Annotated in this window: 13 protein-coding genes; 9 read left to right on the top strand and 4 right to left on the bottom strand. The window is 67.3% G+C overall.

Annotation, left to right across the window (positions count from 1 at the left end):
- Nucleotides 1-3: 3 nt before the first annotated feature.
- The 3 genes from ACYVN4_RS38765 to ACYVN4_RS38755 all read left to right on the top strand — a co-directional run bounded on the left by ACYVN4_RS38765 (nt 4) and on the right by ACYVN4_RS38755 (nt 5,004).
- Entirely contained in the window at nt 4-345 is a 342-nt protein-coding gene (locus ACYVN4_RS38765) for a hypothetical protein (protein ID WP_460728136.1), read from the top strand.
- The gene (locus ACYVN4_RS38760; RefSeq protein ID WP_460728134.1) at nt 335-2,935 is read left to right on the top strand and encodes a hypothetical protein; all 2,601 of its coding nucleotides are present in this window, start codon (nt 335-337) and stop codon (nt 2,933-2,935) included. Before ACYVN4_RS38765 ends, ACYVN4_RS38760 begins: the two co-directional genes overlap by 11 nt.
- Nucleotides 2,936-3,069: 134 nt before the next feature.
- Nucleotides 3,070-5,004 (top strand): type VII secretion target, encoded by a 1,935-nt coding sequence (locus tag ACYVN4_RS38755; protein ID WP_460728132.1) that lies wholly within the window; start codon nt 3,070-3,072, stop codon nt 5,002-5,004.
- Between the two features lie 240 nt (nt 5,005-5,244).
- Here ACYVN4_RS38755 and ACYVN4_RS38750 read toward each other — a convergent pair whose 3' ends face one another.
- Nucleotides 5,245-6,066: a hypothetical protein gene (locus ACYVN4_RS38750; RefSeq protein ID WP_460728130.1), complete on the bottom strand. Its 822-nt coding sequence runs from the start codon at nt 6,064-6,066 to the stop codon at nt 5,245-5,247.
- A gap of 279 nt (nt 6,067-6,345) precedes the next feature.
- Between ACYVN4_RS38750 and ACYVN4_RS38745 the strand changes: the two genes are divergently transcribed.
- Complete coding sequence (locus tag ACYVN4_RS38745) at nt 6,346-7,269, top strand: C40 family peptidase (RefSeq protein ID WP_460728128.1); 924 nt, start codon at nt 6,346-6,348, stop codon at nt 7,267-7,269.
- A gap of 171 nt (nt 7,270-7,440) precedes the next feature.
- A complete protein-coding gene (locus ACYVN4_RS38740; protein WP_460728126.1) occupies nt 7,441-7,698 on the top strand; it encodes a hypothetical protein in 258 nt (85 codons plus the stop codon).
- Here ACYVN4_RS38740 and ACYVN4_RS38735 read toward each other — a convergent pair.
- The 3 genes from ACYVN4_RS38735 to ACYVN4_RS38725 form a co-directional block, all read right to left on the bottom strand.
- On the bottom strand, nt 7,680-7,994 hold the full coding sequence (locus ACYVN4_RS38735) for a hypothetical protein (RefSeq protein WP_460728124.1): 315 nt from the start codon (nt 7,992-7,994) through the stop codon (nt 7,680-7,682). The genes ACYVN4_RS38740 and ACYVN4_RS38735 overlap by 19 nt on opposite strands.
- A 25-nt stretch (nt 7,995-8,019) precedes the next feature.
- The gene (locus ACYVN4_RS38730; protein ID WP_460728122.1) at nt 8,020-8,226 is read right to left on the bottom strand and encodes a hypothetical protein; all 207 of its coding nucleotides are present in this window, start codon (nt 8,224-8,226) and stop codon (nt 8,020-8,022) included.
- A 409-nt stretch (nt 8,227-8,635) separates the two neighbouring features.
- Nucleotides 8,636-9,124 (bottom strand): hypothetical protein, encoded by a 489-nt coding sequence (locus ACYVN4_RS38725; protein ID WP_460728121.1) that lies wholly within the window; start codon nt 9,122-9,124, stop codon nt 8,636-8,638.
- A 200-nt stretch (nt 9,125-9,324) separates the two neighbouring features.
- On the opposite strand from ACYVN4_RS38725, the gene eccA reads away from it, so the two are divergent.
- The 4 genes from eccA to ACYVN4_RS38705 all read left to right on the top strand — a co-directional run bounded on the left by eccA (nt 9,325) and on the right by ACYVN4_RS38705 (nt 17,055).
- On the top strand, nt 9,325-11,037 hold the full coding sequence (gene eccA / locus ACYVN4_RS38720; protein ID WP_460728119.1) for a type VII secretion AAA-ATPase EccA: 1,713 nt from the start codon (nt 9,325-9,327) through the stop codon (nt 11,035-11,037).
- Between the two features lie 26 nt (nt 11,038-11,063).
- The gene (eccB, locus tag ACYVN4_RS38715; RefSeq protein WP_460728117.1) at nt 11,064-12,620 is read left to right on the top strand and encodes a type VII secretion protein EccB; all 1,557 of its coding nucleotides are present in this window, start codon (nt 11,064-11,066) and stop codon (nt 12,618-12,620) included.
- On the top strand, nt 12,617-16,615 hold the full coding sequence (gene eccCa / locus ACYVN4_RS38710) for a type VII secretion protein EccCa (protein WP_460728115.1): 3,999 nt from the start codon (nt 12,617-12,619) through the stop codon (nt 16,613-16,615). The genes eccB and eccCa overlap by 4 nt, the downstream gene beginning before the upstream one ends.
- 125 nt (nt 16,616-16,740) lie before the next feature.
- Nucleotides 16,741-17,055, top strand: a complete 315-nt coding sequence (locus ACYVN4_RS38705) for a hypothetical protein (RefSeq protein ID WP_460728113.1) — start codon at nt 16,741-16,743, stop codon at nt 17,053-17,055.
- Nucleotides 17,056-17,064: the final 9 nt, after the last annotated feature.

The following is a 17,064-nucleotide window of genomic DNA, read 5'->3' as shown; positions in this document are numbered from 1 at the left end:
ACCATGGCCGACACGCTCGACATCGATGACCCGGACGAGATCGTCGCGGCCGCAGACCATCTCGCCTCGGTAGCCGCGGCCATCGCCGGGCAGGTGTTCGACGCGGTCCGGGGCTTCGACCTGCCGCGCAAGCCGGTGTCCCCGTTGGACCAGGCAACCGATTCCGCGAAACAAACGTATGCCTCGACGCTCCTGAACGGGGCCGCGTCGACGTTTCGCGCCGATTCGACCACTACCGGCGACCAGGTCGCGGAGATCGCGTCGGCCTACCGGGTCGTGGACGACACCGAAGCCACTGCGATCGACCGGGCTGGTCGACCGATCCGATGGCCGTATGGAGCCTGATCCGGAAGATCCACGCTGGAAAGAGATCGTCGGCGACAACTGGCCCGCCAACGGACCGCGAGAGTGGGGCGCACTGGCCGCGGCCGCCCGCGCTGCGGCGGCCACGTTGGACAGCGCCGGCTTCGATCAGGCTCGCCGGGATTTCGACGAGAAGGTCCGGGCGAGTGTCGGACTGCAACCGGCGAAGGATGCCATGCGCGCCCAAGCGGGTCGAGTCCGGGACCTCGGCGATGCGCTGGACGCGGCAGCCGACGCCTTCGGACAGATCGCGGATCTGGTGCGCCGGACTCAAAACAAGATCATCGACACCGTCGATGAAGCGAAGACGCGGCTCGACGAGATTCCCCCGGCACACTCCGAGGACATCGCCGACGGAGACAACCGGCAGCGGGATCAAAAGATCAGCGAAATCCTCAGCCAAGCCCGTGCCGAGGTGGCCGGAGTGGTGACGCAGGCCGTGGGCCTGGTTGGGCCGCAGACCATTGCGGGCTTCGCGAAGATCGCCGAACTGCTCGCGTACGCGGGAACCGGGGACTACGGCGATCCCGGCCACCGGTCACCGGGACACCCGCCCACCGGCCTGGGCGGTCCACGTGGTTCCGGCGCGCCGATCGCTCCGACAGCACCGGTTGCTCCTGTCGTTGCGGTTGCTCCGGTCGTTCCGGTCCTCGGACCCGCGACACCGGCAACCCCCGGGCCGAATGCCGTCGGCTCCCCGGCCCATGGCACCACACCCACGCCCGGGCTGGAGTCACCCGGCGTCCCGTTCGGAATGGGTTCGGATACGAGGACTCCGAGCGTCGTTCCGATCGGCGCCGACCAGTTCACCGGACGGGGTCCGTCGATCGATCCGAACATCGTCGATGGCTCCGGCACCGGATTCACGGGCGATGCGACAGACCATTCCGCCGGTCAATCGCCCGATTCCACCAGCTACTCCCCGGCAGCGACCGCACCGCGTGGCGCCGCCGGCACTGCTCCGCCGTCGCTGACCGCGCCGAGTACCGTTGCGGCACAGCCGAACAGCCCCGAATATCAGCCAGCCGATGACGCGCCGGAGCCAGTGCGTCCGGATCTCTCCCAGAGCGAATCGACGGCCACCGACGATCCCACGGCCGGCAGCGAATCGGCGCCGGCCCCGACTCCGGCCCACGACTCCTCGTCGACTGCCGACACGCATACGGCCGCATCCGACCCGGCCCCGGCGGGGACTACCGAGCCGGGGGCCGGTCCGACCGGTGACGTGGGCGCGTTCCTGCCGGCGTTCTCCCTGCTCTCGCAGACTCCACTCCCGCAGACCGCTGTCGCGGCGGCGCCCACAGGCGCGCAAACCGTTGCGTCGCAAACCATTCCGGTAGCGCCGTCGCCATCATCGACCGATGCGCGGGGTCCGGGGACGATTCCTCGCGTCACCGTATCGACTGCGCAGACCGGTCAGTCAGGTTCGGTCGTCGGCGGTCTCGGCCCGCCGCCGCCGGCCCCGCACACCGAGCAGCGGAATCAACCGCGCGGCAGCGGCACACGTGCCGCTACCCCCGACGACACTGCCGCGGAGTCGGTGCGTGATGCCGTCGGAACCGCGATCGCGGCCGCCGCCAGCCCGCGCTTCGTTCTCGGAGAGTCGGTGGACGGCGACCTGGTACTCGCACGGACCTTGCTGCGCAGCATCCTGGCGGCGGTCGATCTGTCGCCGATCGCGCCCGCGTGGGCGGTCTCGGTCATGCGGCAACCCGCCGGGGTCAGTGTCTTCCTCACCTCGAACGAAGGCCGCGGTTGGCTCCCGTCCGGGCTGTTTCTACCCCGCGAGCTCTCCACACCCTGGACATGGAAGATCTCGCGTGACGCCCCGTGGGAGGGTCTGTCCGACCCCGCGCGCACCCTGGCCGAATTCGGGCTCGCCTGGGGATCGGCCTCGGGCACGCGACTCTCGGCGATCGCTTCCTCGTCCCTGATCGACCCGCGGTTGCGCGCCGCGCTGCGCGATGTTTCGTGCGAGGGAGAGGTCGGTGCCGCACCCGATCTGGTCTTGTCCGCGCCCGGGCCGGGTTTGCTCGATCGACTGGAGACGACCGCCTCCCGGCGGCTGTTGGAGCGGGTCGCGGGGGTCGGCACGGCCGAGATCGGCGATCGATGTCTCGACCTCGCCCACGACGCGCAGGCCCGCCTGGCGAGTGTGACGGCCGCGGCCGGTGACCCGATGGGGGCCAGCGCACTTCGGGACCGCATCCTGACTGTTCTGCGAAGTCGCCGAGCGGTGCCCGAGGAGCTGTGGATCCAACTCCGCGATATCGACGACCTCCTCGCTGCCGCGGTCGTGGCGCAGCGTGTCGACGCCGCCCGCATTCCCCTGGGTGGACTGCGCGACGAGCGAATCGATGAGCTGACCGCGCTGCGTGCCTTGTCTTTTCAACGGCTCGGCAACGAGCTGGTGCTCCTGCTCGCGCGGGCGCCCGACCGTTCGTGCCTGCGAGACGCGGTCTATGTCCACGCCTATCTCGCCGACCACCCCTTCTTCGACCGGTCGGGTCCCCCTGCGGGGGAAGACGAGCCCGATCGGCGCCGGGTGACCACCGCACCGCCCGGTACGTGATATTCGGGGCAGCAGAACCACTGGGACCGTCGCCGCGGGCCCGTGCTTCCCACTGGCGGGAATTCGGCTGCGCTCACTGGCAGCCGATGCCATGACAATCGACCAGTTGGTGATGGAAGGAGATCGAGGACCGCATGGCAGACAACGTCAGCTATGACCTCGCTGCGCTGGAGCAGCTCGCGCTACACCACGAAACGCGAAAGGAAGAGATCTCCTCCTGGTCGCAGAAGCCGGATGACTGGCTCAGCACGTTCCTCGCCACGTACGGCAACATTGCCCACGAGGTCTACAACTCCCTGCAAACCTACTACGACGCCCGGTACACGGCCGGGCAAGCGCTCGCGGACCACCATCAGAAACTGGCCGACGACCTGCGTACTGCCGCGAGAACAATGCAACGAGTCAACGACGACGGTGCGACGTCGATCCGATCGGCCGGGTCCGGCAACGGCTCGCCGACATACGCCCCCACCCCGACGGGCGGCCCCGCATCCCTCCCGGCCGTGTCCTTGCCGACCGGGCCTGTCTCAGGTCCCGTCACTCCGGTCGAGCTACACCCGACCACACCTGTCGATGCACATCCGCCGGTCGGCTCGCACCCGACCACACCCGTCGATGCACATCCTCCGGTCGGCTCGCACCCCACCGCGCCCCCCCACTCCGGAGCCCCCGCCGACGGCCACGGCCCCGGATTTCTACCGTTGGCCACCATGCCCGACCTCTCAGCTGCATCGACGGGACAGACGTCCGAGCCCGGCTCTAGCTCGTCCGTCGGCGGCAGTACTGTGGCTGGCGCGCCGTTCGCCGACCCGGTCGAGGCTTCCTCGGACTCGTCCGCGATAGGACCGGTCCTGCCTTCGGTGGACGATCCGTCCTCGAACCAGTCCGCCGACGTTCCGGCGGCCGACAGCGACGATGACGCGGCGTCTGCCCCGCTGCTCACTCCGTTCGCCTCGGCCGTTGCCGCGGCCAAGGACAAGGCTGCCCCGCCCGCCTTCGTCGTGAACGAAACGATCAACGAGGACCTGGTCCTGGCCCGCACACTGCTGGGGGCGGTCCTGGCGGCTGCGGATTCGCCCGCCGTCGGACTGGCCTGGGCGGTGTCGGTCATGCGGGGACCGGTGGGGACCCGGGTGTTCATCACCTCCAACGAGGGCCGCGGCTGGTTGCCCGCGGGCATCTATCTCCCGCGCGAGGTGTCGACACCGTGGGCCTGGGACGACACGCTGGCCGCCGAGGGCGGATCCCCGTGGGAGGGCATCGCCGACCCTGCCCGGATCCTCGCCGAATTCGCGCTCGCCTGGGGGCCGACGTCCGACACCGGGCTGTCGGCGCTCGTCTCCTCCGCACCCATCGACGCGAGCCTGCGCGGCGCGTTCCCCGATGTGGCAGTCGAGGACATGGTGGCACCCGCCTATGACGTCGACCTGCGCAACCCGACGCCCGACACTCTCGACCGACTCGCCCTCTCCGGCTTGGCGACCGCCCTGCAAGACAGTGCCGCCGCGCCCGATTCGGCGATCCGCCGGCGCCGCGTCGAGCTGGCGATCGCCGCCCATGCCGGTGTGGGTAGAGCCCTCGCCACGCCGCCTGAGGCCATGAGCGCCCGTACCCTGCGAGGCCGGGTGCTCGATGCCATCCAGGCTGGGCACCGCGTGCCCACGCAACTGTGGCAAGACCTCCGCGACGCCGACGACCTGCTGGCCGCCGCGATGCTGTCCCGGCGCGTCGACGCCGGGCGGGTCGAACTCGGCAGGCTGCGCATCGACAACGAGGCGGATGTACTGCGCACCATGGTGTTCGAGCGTCGCTGCACCGAACTCGCGCTGCTGCTGGCAGATGAACCGACCCGGCAAACACTGCGAGACGCCTTGTACGCCAGTGAACAGATCATGTCCCACCCCCGCTACCTCGCTCTCGCGACCAGTTCCGTCCGGACCCCGGCCGAACGGGCAGCCGTCCACACCGACGCGGCGACGACCCCGCCCACCCTCACCGGCCCGCCCCGCGGTGCCAGCGTCGGCCCGTCCGATGCACCGGCCCCGCCCGCATCGACGGATGGACAGTGAACGGCTGGAGGGTAAGAGCCAATGCCGTGGGATCGTGGACGATCCCACGGCATTAAGGGACCGACAAGGTGATTTGAGGGACCTACGAGTCATTGACCGCCACTGCCAACTCCGGCGGAATCCGTGCCGGAGCCCGGCGCCGCGCGCCCGGCGGCCGACACAACGCAGGTGTGGGACGGGATCTTGACGACGGACCGGACCCCGTGCGCCACAGCATGTTTCGGCCGGCGGGCGTGATCGTTAAGCGGGGACGTTCGCCTGCGGGCTGTTCGGCTTGGGCGCGTTCGGATCGGTGCTCGCAGGTGCGGCTCCGGCAGGATTGGGTGCGGTGGACGCGGGCGTGTTCGCGTCGGGCTGGAGCGTGGGCGCCGATGCGGGCGGCTCGCCGTTCGGATTCTTGGCGTCCGCGTTCTGCTTGTCCGTGTTCTGCTGGTTTTGTCTGAGTCCTTCGAGCAGGGACGGCAGCATCGAGATGCCCATCATCGGCAGCATGGTCAGCATCTGCATCAGGCCGCTCATCATTCCATCGCCGCCCGACCCCGACCCCGACGTCGCCGCGGTTCCGGAGCCACTGCTCGACCCAGTACCGGTCGATCCGCCGCCCTGACCGCCACCGGCCATCTGCCGGTTGTGCTCGGCGGCCTGAGCGACCTGCGCGTACACGGCGTCGACGGTATCGGAGACCTCGAGTATGAGAGGGCTTTCCTGCGCGGGCTTCAACGATTGGGAGCCCAATGTCGCGCACGCTGTATTCAGGTCGTCGGCCAGCCGGCCAACGCTCCGCATGATCGTCGCAAACGTCTTATTATTCGCCGCCGACACGGTATTCGACACCTTCAACACGGTGTCATCCAGTTGGACCAGCGCCGCCTGACGATTTTGCAGCAACGTGAGGACCTGTTGATAATCCGCGCTTGTCTCACCTTCACCGAAATCGGCGATGATCTCGTCGGCGGTAGGTGAATCGACGGTCGGCGGCGGTTCGGTCGTACCGATACCGAGTAGATCCACCGCCGTCTGGATCTCGGTGGCCGCCGTCGAGATGAACGTCTTCAAACCCACCGATGCCCCAGCGGGGCACGGCAATTCCGGAATCTGGTTTCCGGGCGGCCGAACAGGTTGGTTCTGTGGACTCGCCATATCTGCCGGTACCGCCTCCTACTTCGATAGAGCTTCATTGTCCGAGGTTCCCGCAGCTGGGAAGCCACACCGGTGACCGTCGGGCATAGTCGAGGCGCGGGCGCAGCCGGCCGGCGATAGAGGGGGCTCCAAATTGGCTGAGCCACAAAGCAACTGCTGCTCTTGGAGGCGATCAACGATGCGCGACAACGGGTGGTGCGAATGACGACCGCTCTCACCGGAGATCTACACGACGTGCTCGGTGCGTTACTCGGCCTCTACGGGTCGGGCCGGCCTCAGGGCGCGCAGTCAATTCCCGCGTCGAAAACCATCGTCGACGCGGGGGCGTTCACGGGAGCTACGTCGGTCGGATACGCCGACGCCCACGCGATCCCGTTGCTGATCGCCGACACTCATGCCAGACGCGAGGAAATCGTCGGGCAGGCCGTCACCCAGTCCGGTGGCAATACGCTCGAGGGCCGCAACCGGCTGACCAACCAGATCGCCGATCTGCGGTCTCGGGTACAAGCGATCGCCGCGGTGGGCAACACGCGCTTCGGCGGCCCGGCGTTACTCGACGCGGCGCAGATCGCGATAACGAACGCCGCCAAGCAGGTCGACGCGGACACCGTCGCCGCCCGCGCGCTGGCCGCACGGATAGTTCCCCCGCCGCTGCCGAAGATGATCATGACCTCACGAACCGCGGCGCGGCGCCCCCGCTCGCGCCTCCGGTCACGCCGGCGCCCCACAGTGCTGTCGGACGCGACATCGGGCGGCAACGCCGTGCGGGCCGCCACCGGGTGGCTCGGCACACCCTACGTCTGGGGCGGCGGCGGAATCAGTGGACCCAGCAGCGGTGGATTCGACTGTTCGGGGCTGACCCAGTACGCGATCGCGCAGGCCTCCGACGGCCGGGTGGTACTGCCGCGCACCACCTACGAGCAGATCTACAGCGGCTCACGGGTTCCCGCGCAGGACGTGCGCCCTGGCGACCTGGTCTTTCCGGCCAGCTCGTTCGGCAGGCACGGTCCTGAACACGTGCAGTTGGCCGCCGGCAACGGCATGGTCATCGAAGCACCCCACTCGGGTTCGACGGTCAAATGGTCGCGGATGCCGCGCAACGCCGTCGTCGTGCGGGTGCTGTGATCGAACATGATCATGCATGTCGTATCGATGGTGGTCGGGGGCGCTGCCGCGGGAATCGTCCACGCTGTCGCAGTGGTCATCCTGTACGGGATTCCTTGGGTCTCGAGGAATCGCACGTCCCTGAGCGGGAGTGAGGGGAAGCTGTCCGACGGCAGCGGCCGAGGTCTCGGGATGAAGCTCCTCGGTACTCAGATCGAGATCTATGCGATTACCGTCGGGTTCGCGTGGATTCATCCGCTCCTGCGACTCGACGGCCTGCTCGGTGTGCTCTTGCTGGCCTTGCTGTTCACTGTATTGCGGACCTTCGCCCCGATCTGGGCACTGTGGTTGCAAGCGGGTACCGCGGGCCGCGACCTCGTGATCGAAGCCATCGGTGGGACGCTCGGCAGTGTCGCTGTCGTGCTCACGCTCTACGCGTTCGGGCTGTAGTGAGGCGTCTCCGCGGCGCTCTCGTCCACCAGGCGGCAATAGTTCATTCGGTACGGGCGCAGAAGTGCGCGCATGAACGCGGGGCCATCCGAAATCGTGACGGGAGGTAAGACCGCCGGGGTCTCTATCCCTTCCCGGTACCAGTGCAAAGCCAACGGGCATTCGTGGTCATCGGTCACGGTCACATCGACTGTCCCGGTTTCCGACAACCGAAACTCGGCCACCCGCTGCCACGCATCGCAGCCATCGAGCTGATAGACAGCGACCAGAGTCGGTGTTGCGGTTGTCGTTTCCATTCTGCCCTCGCTCTCCTCGCGCCCATTAGAGCGTCCGCGGGGGCATGGCGACGATCAGGTATTCCCGTCCTTGGGGAAGCTCGGTTGATCGAATTCTTGGTCTGGAGTCATCCCCTACCCTCACTGGAATGCTCAGTGCGGCAGAGCCAGCCCAGTCGCAGATCTCGGCGATGCCCTCGATCTGCTCACCGATATCAACGCTCAGCTCGCGCACGGTGGCGACGATGTCCACGGGATACGTTCGAATCACATTACTGGCGCCCAGGTGGACGTGTGGAGCGGCGCGTCGGGCCAGGCGATCAATTCACCTCGGCGGTGGCGATCCGATGGTCGTGGAACAGGTCGTCACGATGCTGGATGTACCTGTAGCGCGGCGGTTTTGGCAGGGATTGTCGACTCTGCGGCGCCGGTCGGAGCGTAATCGCGGACCCGGAGTGCGGTCGGCGGTTGTCCCTGGCCGCCGACCGCTGTCGAAGTCGCCGTTGGTGGTCGAGGCGAGCTCCGGATGTGGCTGGATCCGAACCTGGGGGATCCGGATCCGGCCATCCGATCGAAGGCACGGGATGAGGGGAACCGTGCCTTCCACCGTCTTGGCCGCTGAATAACGGCTCGTTGAATAGTGGCAAATAAATCCGTCGCGCTCAGCGCGAGCTGTTCCCAACCGTGGGAGACTGCGCGGCCGCGCCGGTTCGGTCTTCGCCTCGCATGATCAGTTTCCGCAGAAGCCTCGACTGCGCGGTGAATTCATGCACCAGCGTCCAGTCTCCGCGTCGCTCGCGAAACGACACGGTGCCCTCAGGCGGCATCCGTGGATCGATCTCGATCACCTCACGGGAGAATCGGGTGCCCGGCTCCAGATCCGACTGATAGATGCGCACACTCGCGCGCGGAGTCAGGATCAGCGTCGGCGTCCTGTCGGGGTTCCTGTGTGGAATCCGCAGCGTCACAATGGAAAACGGCCCTTCCTGCGGATAGCCCTGGAACTCTCGTGTGCGCGGAGTGAAGCAGCCGACCTCACGCAGCCCTACCGAACATGCGAACTCGATCGATTCGGTGGTCAGTGGCCCGGCAATCGAGGAGAGCGCGGTAGTGGTCGCGTGAAAGCGCTCGATCTGCGATGGAATCGCCATGCGTTTCGCCGTCCGGATTCGGTGATGAAGTGGTGGCCCTGAGGCATTCAACCTGCGCATGGGCCGACGAATCTTCCCGCTCGTGGGAAGGGTGATCGCCGCTGACGTGTCTAACCTTCGAGCAGACCGGATCGGCGGAAGGAAAGCCCGAGTTGTCAGCGGCCGAGGACGCGTTCTACACCGGAGTTCAAAGTCTCGGAATGGTCGGAGGAGGTGTACGCAACGACGTGCATGCGCTGGCCGCGTTCCGGGCGGCAACCGACCTCGATCCCGACGCGTGTGACGCTTGGCTGGGGCGGGCCATGGCCGGTGAAGTCACCGGAGAGGTCATCTACGGCGCCTACCGATCCGTTCACAATCTCTACCGGGACCAGCAGCGTGCGGGTCTGTCCGACCGATCTCTGTGGTGCCAGATCGAGATCGGTGTCTACGGCCTGCGGATCGCCATGGCCGACCGCGATCAGATCGCCATAGCCCAGGCGTGTCAGTACGCCGACGGTGGCGAATGGGACGAGGCCATGATCATCCTCGACCAGATCCCGCAGGACAGCGTCGCCCAATTCAGCCGACTGTCCATATTTTTCAGAACCCAGCGCTGGCTCGACGTCATCGCGGCCCGCGCGGCGAACCCGCTGATCGAGGACGGACTGCTCGACATCGCGGCCGAACTCATGACCGCGCAGGCACTGGCACAGCTCGGCCGATTCGGTGAGGCGCTGCCGCGCGCCCAGCGCATCGTGGAGGACAGCACCTCCGGGAGCCTGTCGTTCATCTGGGCCGACGCACATTTCCTGCTCGGGATGGTGTTGCGCCACAACGGCGATCACGATGCGGCCGATCGAATCCTGAAGGGACTGCAGGGGTCCTCCCTGTGGTCACAGCGCCCACAGTGGCAGCAAGCCGTCGCCGACAAGGCCTACCGCCTCCAGATCACCAGTGCCGAGATGATCGAAACCCGCACCGATCGCTGGGATCCCAAGTCCGGCGACGACCCGGCCGAGCTGGCGGCGACCGCGGCCCGTTCCGAACGTGAGACCCTCGTGGCCGAGGCCTCGGATCTCCTGCAGGCGCAGATCGGGATGGACTCGGTCAAGGAGCAGGTCGACCGGCTCAAATCCGGTGTGCTCATGGACCAGGTCCGCGTCAAACGCGGGCTCACCGTCGACTCCCGCTCCCACCACCTGATCTTTTCCGGCCCGCCCGGCACCGGTAAGACCACCGTCGCGCGGGTCATCGCGAAAATCTTCGCCGGTCTGGGCGTTGTCGAGAACGCCGAGGTGATCGAGGCATCCCGCAACGACATGGTCGGCACACATCTGGGCCACACCGCACCCAAGACGAACGCGCTGATCGATTCCGCGCTCGGTGGCGTGCTGTTCATCGACGAGGCGTACACCCTCATCCAAGAGGGCCTCTCCGGCGGCGACGCTTTCGGCAAGGAGGCCGTCGACACCCTGCTCGCCCGCATGGAGAACGACCGCGACAAGCTCGTCGTCGTCATCGCCGGATACGAGGACCAGATCGACCGCTTCCTGGCCTCCAACGACGGTCTCGCCTCGCGATTCACCAAACGCATCCGGTTCTCGAGCTATGACCCCGACGAACTGGTGCAGATCGCCGATCATATTGCGCACAACAAGGATTCGATCCTGGCGCCGGAAGCGCGGGAGGCCCTACGGCGTAGATGCGCCCACCTGTCGCAGGCGACGCGCAACGGTCGCAGGCTCATCGACCTGGCCGGTAACGGCCGCTTCGTGCGCAATGTGGTCGAATCCGCGGAATCCGAACGCGACTACCGATTCACCCGGGAGCACACCGATGTCGCGCTCATGTCCGACGAAGAACTGATGACCATCTCCGTGGACGACATCGCCGCGGCGCTCGACGGATTGGCGCCGACCGCGACGGTCTGACGCCCGCCACGGAAGGAACGAACACGGTGGCGCGCTTCCGCGTGGTGACCAAGCACCAGATCTCCGGCTGGCGCTTCCTGTTTCGCCGCATCGAACACGCATTGGTCCGGCGCGACGTATCGATGATCGACGACCCCCAGCGCGGCCGGGTCACCGCGTTGTCGGTCGGCATCGCGCTGGCCTGCGTGGTCGTCGCGGGGTCGGCTGTGCTGGCCTTCTTCAAGCCGGCCCGGCCGGTCGGCAACGCCCACGTCATCGCCGATCGCGACAGCGGCGCACTGTTCGTGCATGTGGGTGACCGGCTGTATCCGGCCTTGAACCTGACCTCGGCCCGCTTGGTCGTCGGTGCGCCCGAGAACCCGGTGCAAGTCTCCGCGAGCGAGCTCGCCAAGTACCCGCGCGGCCCGATCGTCGGCATCCCGGGCGCACCCGGCAGCATCGCCGAAACCGGAGACCGCTCCTCGAGCTGGACGGTCTGCGACAGCACCAGCATGGGTGCGGGAGCCACGGTCGACCCGACCACCGGACTGCCGACGATCAGCCGGTCACCGGTGCGGACGATCGTCATCGGGAGCCCGCTGCACGCCGACGGCGACACCACGCGACCCCTGGCCGTCGGCGAGGCGCGGCTGTTGCGAGAGGGAAACACCACCTGGCTCGTGTACACCGGCCACGACCACACCGTCGTACGGTCGGCCATCGACCTCGCCGACTCGGCCGTCGCTCTCGCCCTCGGCATCGACGCGACCGCCCCGGTGGCACCCGCGTCCAAGGGGCTGCTCGCCGCGATCCCCGAAGCGCCGCCGCTACGCGTACCCGATGTACCGGGATCCGGCCAAACAGTCACTCTCGCCACGAGTTTGACGGTCTCGGTCGGTTCGGTCCTCACCACCACGGCCGTCGACCGCAGCACGCTGTACTACCTGGTATCGCAGTCCGGCTTCGTGCAGATCACCCCGGTCCTGGCGGCGATGTTCCGCAACGCGAACTCGCACGGCGCGATCTCGACGACCGCGGTCGGACCCGATGTCGTCGCGGCCAATCTGCGGGCTGGCGGCTGGCCTGGCACCGCCGACTATCCGACCGCGGAAGTACATCTCATCGACCCGAAACGGGATTCGGTCACCTGCTATCACTGGTCCCGTGGCGAGACAGAGCTGACTGCGGCCGCCGAACTCCTTATCGGACGCCAATTGCCGCTCACCACCGAGGAACTCAACCGCTCCGTTCCACTGGTCACGGCCGCCGGCTCGCACGGAACGACCGCCGACGCCGCGTACATGCCGCGCGACACCGGCCGTTTCATCCGGGTGACCGGATCTGAACCGGCCTCGCCCCTGCGCGAGGCCCTGTTCTGGATATCCGACAGTGGTGTCCGCTACGGCATCGACGCCCAACCCAACGGCACCAGGACCGACCCCACCTTGACCGCGCTGGCACTGCACGATCCGATCACCGCGCCGTGGAGCATCGTCTCGCTCTTCGCGGTCGGACCCACCCTGTCGCAGAAAGACGCACGCATCCAACACGACGGCATCGCCTCGGACAAAGCGGCCGCGGCGCTGCCGGGAGGACAACCGTGACCAGTACCCGCCGGTTCGTGCGGCCCGCCCGAATGATTCGGGGCCCGAAGGCGCCCGCGGTCACCGAGCTGCGGCTGCAGCCGCCGACCGAGCTGCCCAAACCCGTTCCGCCGTCCCGGATCCGGATGATCATGCCGGTCGTCATGATGGCCGGGATGGTCGGCATGATGGTCATGACCTTCCGCGGAGGCGGCAGCCTCTCACCGACCTCGCTGTTCTTCCCCCTAATGATGCTCGTGTCGGTGTTCGGCATGGCCGGTGGCGGATTCGGCGGCAGCGGGCAGGGTGGTGCCGCCGCACTCAACGAGGAGCGCAAGGACTACCTACGCAGCATCGCCGAGCACCGCAGAGCGGTCCTCACCTCCGAGGCCGAGCTGCATGGCTATCTGCAGTACACCCATCCCGGGCCGGCCGGCATCGCGCGATTGGTCGGCGGGCCGCGCATGTGGGAGGTGCAGGTCGCCAGCCAGCAGTTCCTACGGGTACGGGTGGGTCTGGGCCGGATCGCCAACCAGGTGCGGGTGATCGTCCCGGAGGCGGCGCCTCTGGCGGACCTCGACCCGGTCGGCGTGGTCGAGGTGACCCGCTTCGCCAAGGCCTACTCGACGGTCGGCGGCATGCCCGTCGCGATCAATCTGCTCTCCACTCCCGAGGTCGGATTGGACGGTGACACCGCCGCCGTCGCCGCCTTGGCACGGGCCATGGTCGCGGAAGTTGTTGTGCTGCACGGCCCGGACCAGGTCGGCGTAGCCGCAGTCCTACCCGATCCCGATGCTCCCGAATGGGGGTGGCTGAAATGGCTGCCCCACGCGCAGCACCCCTCCGAGACCGACGCGATCGGCTCGAGCCGAATGGTGTACCGCAGTGTCGCCGAGCTCCGGATGAAGGTCCTGGCGGGACTCAACCGGGGTCCGTTCTCGGCCAATAGCCAACCCTCGATGGACCGCAAGCATTTCCTGCTGATCGTCGCCGTGGGCGGCCCCGCCAACGACCGTGACATCTCCGGCATCGACGGCTGCACTTGGCTGCGGCTCAGCGGCACCGAAGCGCCGCTGGCGCGCGCCCTGCGGTTCACGATCGACGCCGACCGCTCGCTGTACGAACTGACCGCCCGCGGCAAGCGCCAGGTGGGCGACGCCGATGCCCTGCCAGTACCCAGCATGACCACCCTGGCTCGCGCGATCTCGCCCTACCGGCTCTCGACCGTTGTCGAGGTGGTCGCCGCCGAGCAGGCGGGTGGCACCACGTGGGAGGACCTGGTCAATATCACCGATCCCGGCGACATCCGCACCGCCCGCACCTGGGTCGCCCGGCGTGACGTCGACCGCTCCCGGCTCAATATTCCCTTCGGCTACGACCCGGCCGGCGCGGTCGTGCACCTCGACATCAAGGAATCCGCCGAAGACGGCATGGGCCCGCACGGCATGTGCGTCGGCGCCACCGGTTCAGGCAAGTCGGAATTCCTTCGCACCCTGGTCCTTTCGGCAGTGACAACGCACTCACCGGACGCGCTGAACCTGCTGCTCGTCGACTTCAAGGGCGGCGCGACCTTCCTCGGCTTCGACCGCCTCTCCCACGTCACCGCCGTCGTCACCAACATGGAGGAGGAAGCCGATCTCGTCACCCGAATGGAGGACGTGATCAACGGCGAAATGACACGTCGACAGCGGGTTCTGCGTGACGCGGGAAACTTCGCCAGCGTCGCCGATTACGAGCGAGCCCGCGAACAGGGCGCCCAACTCGACCCGCTGCCCACCCTGCTGATCATCCTCGACGAATTCGCCGAACTGCTCGAACAGCATCCCAATTTCGCGAAACTGTTCGCCGCCATCGGCCGCCTGGGCCGCTCGCTGCGCATCCACCTGCTACTGGCCTCGCAAAAGGTGCCCGCCAGCCGCATGGGCGAACTCGAAGCGCACCTGTCGTATCGAATCGCCCTGCGCACCAACCAGACCAGCGATTCCCGCGATGCCATCGGCACCGCCGACGCCTACCATCTGCCCAAGAAGCCCGGCGCGGGCTACCTACGGGTCGGCGCCGGAGACCTGCAACGATTCCAGGCCGCCTACGTCGGCGCGAACTACACCGCACCGGCCCAGGCCGCCACCGCCGGTGCGCAGCGCGCCCGACGCGGCGGCGGCTATCGGCCGCCGCAGGCGTTCACCGCGGCCGCCATCCAGGATCAACGACGCCCCGCGCCCGAACCGGTGATCGTCGCGCCCGTCGCGCCCGAGACCGAACCGGTGACGATCATGGAGACCGTGTTGCAGCAGCTGGCCGGTCATGGTCGGCAGGCCCATCGAATGTGGTTGCCGCCTTTGAACGTTCCACAGACCCTCGATGTGCTGGTGCGTACGGTGCAACCAGGCACGCTGCGCATCCCCATGGCGGTCATCGACCAGCCGCGCCTGCAACGCCAGGACGTGTGGTCGGTGGATCTGGCGGGGGCGGGCGGGCACATGGCCATCGTCGGCGGCCCGCAGTCGGGCAAGTCGACGGCACTGCAAACACTGGTTATGGCGACGGCGCTGACCCATACGCCGGAGCAGGCGCAGTTCTATTGCCTCGACTTCTCCGGCGGTCTGTCCGGATTGCGAAATCTGCCGCACGTCGGCTCGGTCGCGGCCGCTCGCGACGGCGATCGGGTCCGACGCACCTTCGCCCTGCTCAACGCGCTGCTGGCCCGGCGTCAGGCGATGTTCGCCGAACTGGGGATCGACTCGATGCGGGAGTTCCGCCGTCGCCGTTCGGTTCCGCATGAATCCGCCCAGCTCGACGCGCACGGAGACCGCCACGGCGACGTCTTCCTGGTGGTCGACGGTTGGGACATCGGATTCGCCACGAACGGCCCCTACTACGACGACTACCATTCCAGCGTGGAAGCCCTTGCGCTGCAGGGCCTCGGCTATGGCATCCACCTGATCATCAGCAGTTCGCGCTGGATGGCCGTGCGGGCCGCGATCAAGGACCAGATCCAGACCCGTCTCGAGATGCGCCTGGGTGACCTCACCGACACGGTGTTCTCCGGACAACGGCAGATGGTTGCCTCCATCCCGCCCAACCGACCCGGCCGCTGTATGTCGGCCGAAGCCCTGCATATGCTGACCGCGCTGCCGCGCATCGACGGCGTGGGCGACGCCGAATCGGTCGCGGCTGGGACGAATGCCGCGATCGAGGCGTTGCGCGGTCGATACGCGGGTCGGCAGGCACCCGCGGTGCGGCTGCTGCCCGTCCGGGTCACCCACGACGAGGTGGCCGCGCTGGGGCAGCTGCCGGCCACCCCCGCCGAACGCCTGGTGCTGCCCTTCGGCATCCGCGAGTCCGATCTGGCTCCCGCCACCGTGGATTTCGGCGTCTCGAACCATCTGATCGTGCTGGGTTCCTCCGGATCCGGAAAGTCCACGGTCATCGGGGGTCTGTTGGAATCCATCCGGCGACGCTTCACACCTGCCCAGGCCCGCGTTCTGCTCATCGACTACCGCCGCCAGCACATGGACGCGCTTCCCACCGAATTGCTGCTGGGATACCTGACCAGTGAGCGGGACCTGCTCGCAGAACTGCCCGGATTCGCGCAGACCATGGGCACCCGGCGCGCGCCCGACCAGGTGACAGCCCAGCAGTTGCGGGAGCGCTCCTGGTGGAACGGGCCCGAGATCTTCGTGGTCATCGACGACTACCACATGGTCGCGCAACGCGGGCAAGGCAATCCGCTGGATCCGCTCAAGAGCCTCATCGTCGATGCCCGCGACACCGGCCTGCACATCATCGCTGCCCGCAATATCGCGCAAGCTGACACGGCGCTCTACGACAATGTGCTGGGCCAGATCAAGAACGTGAATTCACCCGGGTTCATCATGGACGGCTCCAGACTGGATGGCACCCTCATCGGCGACATGAGGGCCACGAAACAACCGGTGGGACGCGGATATCTGGTCGAGCCACTGCATTCCAGGCGTGATCTCGTGCAGGCATCGGTGGGCCCGGACCAGCAATGATGTCCGGCATACCCGGTCCGAGGGGAGTCGAAACCACTCGAGCCTTCCCGTAGTTGGGAATGAAATAGCGTTACGCGCAACGTCGCTCAAATCGAGCCGACAAATCCGTCGTGAGGAGACGATCTATGTCTTTCCATGTCGTTCCTGACCAACTCAATAGTCTGAGTGCCCAGCAGACAGGCCACCAGACCGCACTGTCGCAGATCATCACCGCGACAAAGGCGCCCGCCATCCCGGTGCACGTCCTGGGCGGCGACCTCGTTCACCAGTCCATATGCGTGAACCTGAAAATTCACGGCGACACCATGTTCGGTCACGCCGAGACCGCCAACACGAACTGGGGTCAGGGGTCGGTAGCGATGATCGTCGCGAGTCGCGGCTACGAAACGACCGATTCCATCGGTGCGGCCGCAGTCCAGGCGGCGGACACCAGCGTCTGATTCCCTGAT

It is taken from the genome of Nocardia heshunensis (assembly GCF_054782115.1).
The sequence above is the reverse complement of the archived record's forward strand: the minus strand, read 5'-3'. Positions and strand labels throughout refer to the sequence as shown.